This window comes from Rhodococcus qingshengii JCM 15477 (genome assembly GCF_023221595.1).
GTDB classification, from domain to species: domain Bacteria; phylum Actinomycetota; class Actinomycetes; order Mycobacteriales; family Mycobacteriaceae; genus Rhodococcus_F; species Rhodococcus_F qingshengii.
In genome coordinates, this window is record NZ_CP096563.1 from 691,240 (window position 1) to 702,805 (window position 11,566).

Consider the following 11,566-nt stretch of genomic DNA (forward strand, 5'->3'; position numbering starts at 1 on the left):
TCATCGGACGCCCCGAACTTTCAGGAGGTGACCATCGTGGACGACCCGCCGAGTCGATATTCGACCCATCCTTCTGTTCTTGCCGACGATGCTCACCCCGGTCTTTTGCTCTTCAGTCACTGACTCTTTGCATCCTCGGCTTCATCTGCGCGGCTTTGCCGCGACCGCTGACGACTTCCATTGTCGCTCAGCGCATTCTGCTGCCCTCATGCACTGGCATGGTCCGGCGTGTTCGGGCAGCCGAGGAGATTCGTCATGTCATTTTCCGTTCTCGCATTGCGGCCACGGCCCACGAGAAACATTGCACAACAAACACATTCAACAGTCCTGGCAAAGGAAAGCGCACAGGAATTGGTCGATTTCTCGGCCTCGGACACGCGCACCGTTCTCGCGGATCTGACCACGACGGCCAACGGCCTTCGTGACGATCAGATCGACGATCTTCGTCGGCAATACGGGCGCAACGATGTCCGCCACGACCGCCCGGCGCCGGCAATCGTGCAGTTCGCGGGAGCCTTCAAGAACCCGTTCATCCTGATCCTGGTATTCCTCGCCCTGATCATGGTCGGGACCGACGTGGTCTGGGCGGACCCCGAGGACGGTCCTTCCTACGAGGGCATCATCACTCTCGGGTTGATGATCTTTGTCAGTGTCTCACTGAGGTTCTGGCAGGAATACCGTTCGAGTCGCGCCGCCGAGGCGCTCAAGGCGATGGTTACGACGACCGTCGCGGCCACCCGCAAGATCAACAACACCGTGGTCACGGCTGAGATTCCGATCGAGCAGTTACTGCCGGGGGATGTAGTCCAGCTTGCCGCCGGCGACATGATCCCGGCCGATGTCCGCATCATCCGGGCCAAGGATCTACAGGTCAATCAGTCCATGCTCAGCGGTGAATCGATGCCGGCCGAGAAGTCGGCGGACCCGTCGTCGGGGATCGACGTCGATCGGCTGCTCGAAGCCGAGAACATCGGGTTCATGGGTACTTCCGTCGTGTCGGGCAGTGGCACCGCCGTTGCGGTGCACACCGGCAAGCGGACTTACTTCGGTGCCATGACAGCACAATTGGCGTCCAAGCGACCCGAAACCAGCTTCGACGTCGGGGTGCGCAGTGTCAGCTATCTGCTGATCAAGTTCATGCTGATCATGGTTCCCGCGGTGTTCATCATCAACGGACTGACCAAGGACTGGAGCCAAGCACTACTCTTCGGCGTCGCCACCGCCGTGGGGTTGACTCCGGAAATGTTGCCGCTCATCGTGACGGCGAACCTGGCCAAGGGTGCGCTCCACATGTCGCGCAAGAAGGTGATCGTCAAGCAGATCAACGCGATTCAGAACTTCGGTGCCATGGACGTTCTGTGCACGGACAAGACCGGAACTCTCACCGAGGACCGCATCGTTCTCGGTGAGCATCTCGATACTGCCGGACGTAAGTCCGAGGACGTATTGCGGCTAGCGGCGGTCAATTCCGTGAATCAGACCGGATTGCGCAGTCTTCTCGACGACGCGGTGATCGAGGCCGCCGGTCCCGAAGTGGTCGAGGAGATCTCGCGTCGGCACGGGTTGGTGGACGAGATTCCCTTCGACTTCAAGCGCCGTCGACTCTCCGTGGTGGTCGACCACGGAGACGCCGATCTGATCGTAACCAAAGGTGCAGTGGAAGAGCTCCTTTCGGTCTGTGAATCGGTGGAACTGGACGGGGTGACCCACCAATTGACACCGGGATGGCTGGCCCGAGTCGACCGTCTGGTCGCGGAGCTGAACGGTCAAGGCAAGCGAGTGCTTGCGGTGGCAACCAAGACAGTCGTCGAAGAGCAGCGCCGCGAGTACTCGAAGGCCGACGAAGAGGGCATGACCCTGGTCGGTCTGCTGGCCTTCCTCGACCCGCCGAAGGAATCTGCGGCCGGGGCGATCGAAGCCCTCGCGAGCCACGGAGTCGCGGTCAAGGTAGTGACGGGTGACAACGAACTGGTCGCCGAAACCGTCTGCGGCAAAGTCGGTATCGACGTGGGGACCGTGGTCTCCGGCGCAGAGATCGAAGCGTTGAGCGACGACGCCCTCGACGAGTTGGTGCAACGGACAACCGTATTCGCGAAGACGGATCCGATGCAGAAGGCACGCATTGTCGAATCGCTGCGCCGGGTCGGCCACACGGTTGGTTTCCTCGGTGACGGTGTCAACGACGCACCCGCACTGCGGGCTGCGGACATCGGCATCTCCGTTGACACAGCGGCGGACATCGCCCGCGAATCCGCGGACATCATCTTGCTGGAGAAGGACCTCGGTGTACTCGAACAAGGAGTCATCGAAGGGCGTCGTACCTTCGGAAACATCCAGAAGTACATCAAGATGACTGCGTCGTCGAACTTCGGGAACGTCTTCTCGGTGCTCGTCGCCAGTGCCCTGCTGCCGTTCATCCCCATGATTCCCGTAGTTCTGTTGTTGCAGAACCTGATCTACGATCTTTCGATGCTCACGATCCCGTGGGACCGTGTCGACGACGACTTCCTCGCGAAGCCCCGCAAGTGGGAGACCAAGAGCCTTCGCCGGTTCATGGTGTTCATCGGCCCGATCAGTTCGATCTTCGATATCTCGACGTTCGCGCTGATGTGGTTCGTGTTCGCCGCCAACTCTCCCGAGCATGCAGCGCTGTTCCAATCGGGTTGGTTCATCGAGTCATTGATCTCGCAGACGCTGATCGTTCACATGATCCGCACCCGCAAGATCCCGTTCATCCAGTCGCGTGCATCGCTGCCGGTACTGCTCAGCACAGGCGCCGCCTGCGTCTTCGCGCTGGTGTTCCCGTTCACGTCCTGGGGTCATTCCCTCGGGTTGGTTTCACTGCCGTGGAACTACTTCCCGTGGCTGGTCCTCACTCTCGCGGCATACTGCGTCGTCACGCAGGTGGCCAAGGGAATGTTCATCCGTCGATTCGCGACCTGGCTCTAGGAGTTCACCGTGGAAATCCACGTCATCCTTGTGCGGATAGCGCTCGGGCTCGTCCTCGGCGCTGCCGTCGGGATCGAAAGGCAATGGCGCGCAAGGATGGCGGGTCTGCGAACCAACGCGTTGGTGAGCTTGGGTGCGACGCTCTTCGTCATCATGGGCGCGTACGGGTTTCAGGGCCCGGACGCCGATCCGACGCGCGTCGCAGCGCAGATCGTCTCGGGGATCGGTTTCCTCGGTGCTGGAGTGATCATGAAGCAGGGTGCGTCGGTCACCGGCCTGAACACTGCCGCCACTCTGTGGGCCACTGCCGCCGTCGGCGCACTGGCAGGCGGCGGAATGTACTGGGTCGCGGTGTTCGGTGCCGGCGCAATCATGTTGGCGAACACGCTGTTGAGGCCGTTGGGCCGGATGATGGATCACCAGCCTGCCCGAACCGGACGCGAAGAACCACCCGCGGACTACACCTTCGAGGTGACCTGTCACGGCGACGCCGAAGCTCACATCAGAGGTCTTACCGTGCAGTCCATTTCGAGGCCCGAGTTTCAGCTCCGGTCAGTGCAGTCCTTCGACATCCCGGACAGCGACCGCGTGCGGGTGGTGGCCGAACTGGCTGCCGCGGAGCGAGACGACGGACTCCTGGAATCCGCCGTCAGCCGACTTAGCCTTGAACCGTTGGTGACTCACATTCGGTGGGAGGTGGAACCGTCGAAGTAGATTCAGGCTCGCTGTCAGTCAGCGCGCGTGTTCTTGCGGCGCAAGTGAGTTCCCCGGTGCAATGTTCGCGCAGTTGGACGGTGCAGGCTTGCCGTTCAAGCGGTCGTCGACCCAGGCGAGCGCACCGGGGAGCCAGAGCATGGCGCCGAGGAAGTGGCTGATGGTGTCGTACTGGTCGTACTGAATCGCCAGGCCGGCGTCGCAGTACTTGCGTGCGAGGGTGCGGACGTCGCCCGTGATCATCACGCCGTCTCCCGCTCCGACACCGGGGCCTCCGGGTTGGGTGCCCTCGATGGTGCCGTTGGCCGCCTGCGCGATGAACATCGGAATGGTCGGTGTCGCCGCGGTGCCCATGTTGATCTTGTTCACGACATCGACGTACTCGGGAACCGTATTGGGATCGGCGTACTCGGGTTTGACCAGATCCTGCCAGGTCAGTCCGGGATACTGTGCCAGCACATTGCCGATGGACGCGTCTTCGAGTCGAGCCATGACGTCGCGTCCACGGTCGCTGAGATACTTCCCGAAATCGATGTCGTACGAACGCGCAACGCCGACGACTGCCATGCCGACAACGCCGCCCCACCCGATGCTTCCGCTTGCGTAGCGAAGGTTGTTGGCCGGATTGACCAGCACGCCGCCCTGCGCGGCGCCGATCAAGTTGTCGTTGATCTCCGGTGCATACGCGGGAGCGAGGATCGAAGCCCAGTTGGTGGCGATCGCTCCGCCGGAGTAACCCATCAGCGCGATCTCTGCGTCGTCGGTGATTCCGGTTTCCGGGACATCGCGGGCGGCACGCAGAGCGTCGAGCGTCATCATCCCGTATTCGGGTCCGGCAGCGAAGTTTGCATCCGGGCCCTCGGTGTCCGGGACGACGATCGTGTAGCCCAATGCGAAGAGCGGCCCGAACAAGGCTGCCTCGATGGACGTGAAGGTACCGCCGATGTTGAAGTTGCGTCCGCTGGGAGTCCAGTCGCCGATCGGGGTGTTACCCGCGATGGCTCGCGACGGGCTGTCGTCGGGGTTCAGCGAATCGTAAAAGGACTGGTACGAAACAACTTTGTTCGGTTGGGCGTTGGCCGGGCGCAGGATCGAGGTGACGTTGGCGGACGGCTGTCCCAGGGCGTCGGTTGATCGGTAGAGAACCTGGACTGCCTGTATCGGGGTCGGGATGTTGAGCACGGTGTACGGCACGGTGCGAGTCTCGAGTACCGCACCCGGGGCGTACGACGAGAGGGGTGCCGCGCCGTCGTAGCTGTAGAAACCGTCATCGGGGGACTTGGCAAGGACTGGCTGCGCGAGCGCTACCGGTGCGCCGACGCCTGTCAGTGCAAGCGCGAGTACTCCGACAACTGCGCGAGATAAGACCCTTGACGACATACTCGTCCTCCACATTGGTGTGCCACGCCCCACCCTGAGATCGTGGTGTGACGACCACCATATATTACTCGTGGGTAATGTGGGGATCGGTCAGATCGGTCGTCGTATCGAGGTCTCGACGTAGGAAGATTTCGGAGGACTCGCCTGGGAGTAACAGAACTCCCGCGTCGGTGTATCCCATTGCGCGATAGAAGTTCTGGGCTGATTCGTCGGCGAGTGTGGAGGTGAGGACCTGCGAGTGTCCCGCGCGGCTCATGCGTTTTTCCCAACCTGTGACCAAAGCGCGCCCGATGCCTTGGCCGCGGTTCGAAGACAGGACGGTCAGCATGTTCATGAACGGAATCTCGTCCCAGAACAAGCCCCAGCGCAGCCATCCGATTGGATTACCGTTGTCCTCGGCGATGAGTATCCGGCCGCGTTGGACCACTGACGCGAGTTCCTCGGCAGCGACGTGCGAGTCGTGCTCACGTAAGAACGGCAAGTCTGTCTGCGCTGCGACGCGAATGTTCACCACAGAAGTCAGTATCGCCGTTCAGTCGGAGTTGATGGCGTTCGGCTTGGACAGGTAGACGACTCCGGGGATGTGGCTGGGGTCCGGCGGCAATTGGGAGTAGCCCGCTCGGGTGTACAGGCGAATGTTCCGCAGGCTCCTGCTTCCGGTGAACAGCTCGAAACGTGTGATGTGCTCCGGAGCGTTCTGTTCCACGTGCTGCAAGAGGCGTCGGCCGAGGCCGTTGCCCGCCAAGTCCGGTGCCACCATGAGGCGACCGATCTGCCATGCGGTTCCGTCCGCGGTTCCTCGCACGGCCCCGACGAGCCGGCCGCCGCGTCGTGCGGTCCAGACAGTCGACTCCTGAACCCAGGCTCGGACCGTGGGTAGGTCCTCGTGGAGCGGGGGTATGTCCATGCTGTTGTTGGAGATTGCTTCCGAAACCCAGCAACAGCGTTGTAGAACAAGGATTTCCGCGGCGTCCTCGTCCGTTGCGCGCTCTATGACTATCTCGTTCATTGTCAGTCTTCGTTGTCGACTTGTTCTTCACGAGGGAGATCGGACGCCTTCGGGGCGGCGGGGACCCATTCACGGAGCGGTTGAACGACTTCGGAGTAGAAGATTTCGGCCGAACTGGTCACACTGTTGATGAAACTCGCAGCAGTACCCGAACGCTTGCTGCCGAGTGTGAAGGACTGTGTCAGTACGAATGAACTGAGTTGGCCGCCTTGACTGTCTGTCAACAGACGTGGCGTTGTGCGCGCGGATGCAACGGTCTCGCAAGTCGACGAGGCCGGGCCGGTGAACAACGCTTCGACCAACAATTCGGCAGGAGCATTCTTCAACTGACGCAAAACCCAGGTGACTCGTTTTCCCGAAGTGCCTTCGTCTGGTGCAGAAACCGTTGTACTGCAGCTCACTTTGTTGGTTCTCAAATCAGCAGTAACCCGTAGCTCTCCGGCTGCGTCGGGGATTCGGAGGGTGGCGCTGAAGGTGCCGTCGTTCGCCAATTCGTTGACCGTCAGCGCGGTACGCGCATCCGCATCGTTGACCACCCGACGGGGCAACACGTGTTTGACGACGACACCGAGATCTGCAGTGAACCGCAGCGCAAGGTTCCGCGCGAGCGCGATCCACGACTGAGCGACCGCCGCTGCCTTCGGATCTCCAGGACGTAGAGTTCCGGCGCTCACGGAATCGCGTATCGATACCCAGTGCCGACCCATGTCGACGAACTCCGCGGCCCCGGACTTGGGATGTTCGATGTACCGGAGAAATTCGCTGAGAATCCAACCTTGCAGCGGATTGTCGATTCCGCCGTGCGAGAGCACCATCCGAGCCTCGTGGATGACTTCTGCCCAAGAGAGATGCCGCAGCGCAACTTTGGTGAGCTTGCGCTTGTCCACCTCGACGGGTAATTCGCCGGCGCCGGCAGGCAAGTCGTTGGAGAGGCTGATCACGACGTCGTACTTGTTCTTCTTGGCGACGTCGAGATAGTTTTCGAGCTGCTCTCGGGTATGGGTGCCTGCTCCAGTCTTTGCCTCGAGCAAGCCGGTCCAGAGCCGGCTTCCGCGGGCGATGCGCCACACCGCATCCGGGATCACCCGAGATTCACCTTTGACGTAGGGAACTTCGACATAGCCCTCGAACGAGCCGGCCGGCGCGCCCACGCGGGACGAAACCGCCCGCGCAAACAATGGAACCGCTTGCATCGTGGAAACCAATGCCGACGTTGTGCGTCGTTCTTGTTCCTCACCGGTTCCGACGCCGATCACCGAGAAGAGTCGTGCAGGTTGCCAGGCCTCGGACTCTGCGTGCTTGAATTCGGGTAGTGGGGCTTTCTTGGGCACCGGCTTCGCTGTACGAACACCACGCTGTCGGACGGGCTTCGCGGGCGTTGAGGGCTCTGTGACTGACGGTTCCTGTTCCGATATCGGTTGGATTGCCTCGAGCTCAGGTGACCCAGGCTCCTCGACGGGGGCATCCTCACTCACGTCGACTCCGAAGTCTTCGGCGAGCCCGGCGAGGCCTGATGCCCAACCTTGGCCGATTGCGCGAAGTTTCCACTTCCCGCTACGTCGATAGACCTGGCCGAAGACGAATGCGGTTTCGGTGGACGCGTCGGCGGTGACGTATTCGGCGATAGGAGAGCCACCGGAATCAACCAGTTGGAGCGCAAGTTTGCCGAGGTCGCCGAAAGAGCCGGTGTCGACGCTGCCTATCAAAGCGATCGCGTCGACCTGATCGGGTACAGCAGCGAGGTGGACGAGGAGGCGCTCGTGCGGACCGGATTCGGCTTCGCGGCGGCCGAGATAGCGAACCGAGCCGTCAGCAGATTCCTGTTGGTTGTAGAAGACGAAGTCCGCGTCGGACCTGACTTTTCCGTCGGCACCCAGAAGCAATGCCGAGGCATCGACACCGAATTCCGTATTGTCCCAGGTGATCACGATGTCGATCTGATCGAGTTCGTCGGGGAGCTCGATGTTCTGGCCTTTGGACAGAAATTGGTCTTCCACGAATTTCCCCTCATCGCTGTGCACAGTCGGATTTCGCATCTTGATTGTCCAGGGGCAGATCGAATTTTGTGTGGTTTCGAATCCGCAGGGCAATTGTTCAGCCGCAGGCTGAATTTGGCGCGCGGCTGAACAATTGGCGCGCGGCTGGGAATGCAGAGAGTTTCAATTCAGGCATAACAAACAAAACGCCCGCAACCAATTGGTCGCGGGCGTTTCGAAAAAGAACGTCAGACAGTTGCCGGAGTGTTCTCGTCCAACTTCGGATCTTCGTTCGCGATTCGCTTGTTGCGAATGAGGCTGCTGATGAAAGCAGCGCCGATCAAGAAGACACCGACCAGGCCGGTGATGATCTCGTTGATGTGAACGCCGATGGACACCATCAAGATGACGGCCAGAGCGCCGATGGCCCAGTGCGCACCGTGCTCGAGGTAGACGTAATCGGAGAGCGTGCCCTTGCGGACCAGGAAGACCGTGATGGAACGGACGAACATCGCGCCGACGAAGCCGAGGCCGAGGGCGATGATGATCGGGTCTGCCGTGATGGCGAATGCGCCGATGACGCCGTCGAACGAGAAGGACGCGTCGAGGACCTCGAGGTAGAGGAACAGGAAGAAGCCGGCCTTACCGGTCGCCTTCGCGAGCTGCGTGGGGCCGCCGGACTTGGCGGTTTCTTCCTCTTCGCCTTCTTCCGGCAGATTGAACAGTTCACCCAAGCCGTTGACCGCGATGTAGGTGATCATGCCCAGAACGCCCGAGATCATGACGGTGGAGACCTTGTCGTCAGCGGCGAGGAACGAACCACTCAGTACCAGGACGATGCCGGCCACGACGACGGAGAGCTGATCGAGCTTGCCGATGCGAGCGAGGGGCTTCTCGAGCCAAGACAGCCAGGTGATCTCACGCTCTTCGAAGATGAAACCGAGGAAGAGCATCAGCAGGAACATGCCACCGAAGGCAGCGATCTGCGGGTGAGCGTCCGTGAGGATGGTTTCGTAGCTCGGCTCGTTCGTGCCGGGGAAGTACGCTGCACCGTCCGGCGGCGGGTTGAGCGCGAGGTCGAGTGCAGCAACGGGTCCGAGACCGGATGCAGCCCAGACGATCACGAGTGGGAACACCAGACGCATACCGAAGACGGCGATGATGACGCCGATGGTGAGGAAGATCTTCTGCCAGAATTCACTCATTCTTTGCAGAACAGTGGCGTTGATGACGGCGTTGTCGAAGGAAAGCGAGATTTCCAGAATCGACAGGATGATGACGAGGAACAGTGCCTCGGGTCCGCCGTAGATGAACGCAACGATCATCGCGAGGATCGAAATTGCGATGGATAAACCGAATATTCGCAGTACCACGGAGCGTGGCCCTTTCTAGTTGGTCAATGCAGAGTGGTTACTGCAAGCGGTCTCTCACCGCATCCGAACGTGAAAACGGGGAGGGTTCCACAGACTACTGCGGAACCTTCCCCGAGTCAGCTCGTCGAGAGCGAAGATCAGACGTTGACGCCGTAATCGCGCGCGATGCCCGCGAGGCCGGACGCGTAGCCCTGGCCGATTGCGCGGAACTTCCACTCTGCACCGTTGCGGTACAGCTCACCGAAGACCATGGCGGTCTCGGTGGAAGCGTCCTCGGAGAGGTCGTAACGAGCGAGCTCGTTGCCGTTCGACTTGTCGACGACGCGGATGTACGCGTTGCGGACCTGGCCGAAGGACTGCGAGCGAGCTTCTGCGTCGTAGATCGAGACGGGGAAGACAACGCTCTCGACCTCGGCGGGAACCGCTGCGAGGTTCACGTCGATCTGCTCGTCGTCGCCTTCGCCTTCGCCGTCCGTGTTGTCACCCTTGTGCTCGATCGAGCCGTCGGGCGAACGGAGGTTGTTGAAGAAGATGAAGTGCTGGTCGGAGAGGACCTTCTTGTTCGAGCCTGCGCCGATTGCGCTGGCGTCGAGGTCGAAAGCAGCTCCGGTGGTGGAACGCGCGTCCCAGCCCAGGCCGACGACCACTGCAGTCAGGTTCGGGGCCTCCTTCGTGAGAGAGACATTGCCGCCTTTGGTCAAGCTGACGCCCATTCAGGGGTCCTTTCAAGAGGAGAGACAAGGCCCACTACGACGCGAAGTCGTCTTGGGAGTGTGTTTACCTCCACCACCCTAACCGCAGTTCCGGTGTGTTCGCCGTAACAGCAGAATTACGAACCGAGAAGCGAAGTGCTGGACCCGTAGGATTCAATCGTGGTGGGAAGATGGTCGGAGCGCTTCAATCGGGGGGCAAGAGTGGGGGAGTCGGTCAGTCGTGCGCGGGAGGCGCAGACGGCCATGGTTTCGGCGTTCCTCGACATGGACAAGCGGCAGACCATCGCGTCGGCAGCAGTCGACGCTTCCGCCGAGCTGTACCCCGAGCGAGGGCTGCGCGCTGCGTGGGAACCCGTTCGGGATCGGTGCTTCCAGGCTGCGTCGGACTACCTCGACACATCCGAGCGCTATGGCAACGATCAGGTACTTCACCAGAACCCGAACGGTGCTCGGGTGGCATTCGAAAAGTCGGTAGCCGAACTCGTCGAGGCGGCGAAGGGCGTCGACGCCTTCTACAACGGGCATCGTGCGCACCTCGAGCAGGCGACGGTCACGATGTCCGCCATTCCCGTCCTCGGCCAGCAGGCCCGAACCCTGGCGAACGCCGTCCGGGAAAAACTGGCTGCCACCGATCAGCGCTATCGCGAGTACCCGTCGGTGGTGACGGCCTCCGAACACCTCGACGACGCGGTTGCAGCGCTCGACAATGCGCGCTCATCCGGTCGCGCCGACGCAGTCCGCACGCGGGCCGAGAGTGTCCGCGAAGCGGTATCGGCGCTCGAGGAAGCATTGGCAGAAGCCCCGTCGACCCAGCACCGTGCCGAGATGACGATTTCCTCGGTCTCGACCAGGTTGTCGGCAGTGCGCACTCGAGTGGACCGCCTGGATCCGGCGTACTCCGCATTGCTGCGCGAGTTCAACGCCGCGAGTTCCGCTGACCTCGTCGACAACAGCAGTCGCAGCCGAGCACATATCGATCAGGCCGACATCGATCTCAAGGAAGCGAAGCAGTCGTTGGCTGCGGGAAACCCCGAACATGCACTGGCTTTGATGGCCGAAGCCCGCGTGCACCTCGCCGACGCCGAAGCGTGTGCCGACGCCGTGACGGACCGTCTCGCTACTCTGCGTGCAGTTCGGGCAGATCCGAGCCAAAAGGAACGTGAGGTTCGTTTCCGGCTGAAAGACGCCCAGATGTTCGCTGTTAACCAAGGGTTGGTGGCGGAGTGGGGCTCTGTACTCGATGCTCAACTAGCAAGGATCGAGCGAGCGAGTGCGTCACTGTCGGGAACTCATCCGGACTACTGGTCGTATGTATTACAGCTGGACTCGGTATCGACGTTCATCACCGAAGTTGTCGAGAAGATGCGGGCGCGAGCCGGCAAAAACTGAATGGTCGGGCCGATCGGGGGATCGGAGTTGCCCGACGCGTTGTCACAGGGGGTCGTTTCATGG

Annotated in this window: 9 protein-coding genes; 3 read left to right on the forward strand and 6 right to left on the reverse strand. The window is 61.2% G+C overall.

Annotation, left to right across the window (positions count from 1 at the left end; translation table 11 throughout):
- The first annotated feature begins 255 nt into the window (after positions 1 to 255).
- Positions 256 to 2,949 (forward strand): magnesium-translocating P-type ATPase, encoded by a 2,694-nt coding sequence (gene mgtA, locus M0639_RS03140; RefSeq protein ID WP_064074532.1) that lies wholly within the window; start codon positions 256 to 258, stop codon positions 2,947 to 2,949.
- Between the two features lie 9 nt (positions 2,950 to 2,958).
- Positions 2,959 to 3,663: an MgtC/SapB family protein gene (locus tag M0639_RS03145; RefSeq protein WP_064074531.1), complete on the forward strand. Its 705-nt coding sequence runs from the start codon at positions 2,959 to 2,961 to the stop codon at positions 3,661 to 3,663.
- Between the two features lie 18 nt (positions 3,664 to 3,681).
- Here M0639_RS03145 and M0639_RS03150 read toward each other — a convergent pair whose 3' ends face one another.
- The 6 genes from M0639_RS03150 to M0639_RS03175 form a co-directional block, all read right to left on the reverse strand.
- Positions 3,682 to 5,043: a lipase family protein gene (locus tag M0639_RS03150; protein ID WP_064074530.1), complete on the reverse strand. Its 1,362-nt coding sequence runs from the start codon at positions 5,041 to 5,043 to the stop codon at positions 3,682 to 3,684.
- 64 nt (positions 5,044 to 5,107) lie between these two features.
- A complete protein-coding gene (locus M0639_RS03155; protein ID WP_052417027.1) occupies positions 5,108 to 5,557 on the reverse strand; it encodes a GNAT family N-acetyltransferase in 450 nt (149 codons plus the stop codon).
- An 18-nt stretch (positions 5,558 to 5,575) separates the two neighbouring features.
- Complete coding sequence (locus tag M0639_RS03160) at positions 5,576 to 6,052, reverse strand: GNAT family N-acetyltransferase (RefSeq protein WP_042922718.1); 477 nt, start codon at positions 6,050 to 6,052, stop codon at positions 5,576 to 5,578.
- 2 nt (positions 6,053 to 6,054) lie between these two features.
- Entirely contained in the window at positions 6,055 to 8,049 is a 1,995-nt protein-coding gene (locus M0639_RS03165; RefSeq protein WP_042922784.1) for a TerD family protein, read from the reverse strand.
- Positions 8,050 to 8,276: 227 nt separating this feature from the next.
- Positions 8,277 to 9,401, reverse strand: a complete 1,125-nt coding sequence (locus M0639_RS03170) for a DUF475 domain-containing protein (RefSeq protein ID WP_029254390.1) — start codon at positions 9,399 to 9,401, stop codon at positions 8,277 to 8,279.
- Between the two features lie 137 nt (positions 9,402 to 9,538).
- Complete coding sequence (locus tag M0639_RS03175; RefSeq protein WP_003941199.1) at positions 9,539 to 10,114, reverse strand: TerD family protein; 576 nt, start codon at positions 10,112 to 10,114, stop codon at positions 9,539 to 9,541.
- 243 nt (positions 10,115 to 10,357) lie between these two features.
- Here M0639_RS03175 and M0639_RS03180 point away from each other — a divergent pair, with 243 nt between their 5' ends.
- Positions 10,358 to 11,503, forward strand: coding sequence for a hypothetical protein (locus tag M0639_RS03180; RefSeq protein WP_064233754.1), 1,146 nt, complete (start codon positions 10,358 to 10,360; stop codon positions 11,501 to 11,503).
- Positions 11,504 to 11,566: the final 63 nt, after the last annotated feature.

Excerpts from the sequence above, each read along its gene's own strand:
- mgtA (WP_064074532.1), top strand. The coding sequence starts at position 256 with ATGTCATTTTCCGTTCTCGCATTGCGGCCACGGCCCACGAGAAACATT.
- M0639_RS03180 (WP_064233754.1), top strand. The coding sequence starts at position 10,358 with ATGGTTTCGGCGTTCCTCGACATGGACAAGCGGCAGACCATCGCGTCG.
- M0639_RS03175 (WP_003941199.1), bottom strand. The coding sequence starts at position 10,114 with ATGGGCGTCAGCTTGACCAAAGGCGGCAATGTCTCTCTCACGAAGGAG.
- M0639_RS03150 (WP_064074530.1), bottom strand. The coding sequence starts at position 5,043 with ATGTCGTCAAGGGTCTTATCTCGCGCAGTTGTCGGAGTACTCGCGCTT.
- M0639_RS03160 (WP_042922718.1), bottom strand. The coding sequence starts at position 6,052 with ATGAACGAGATAGTCATAGAGCGCGCAACGGACGAGGACGCCGCGGAA.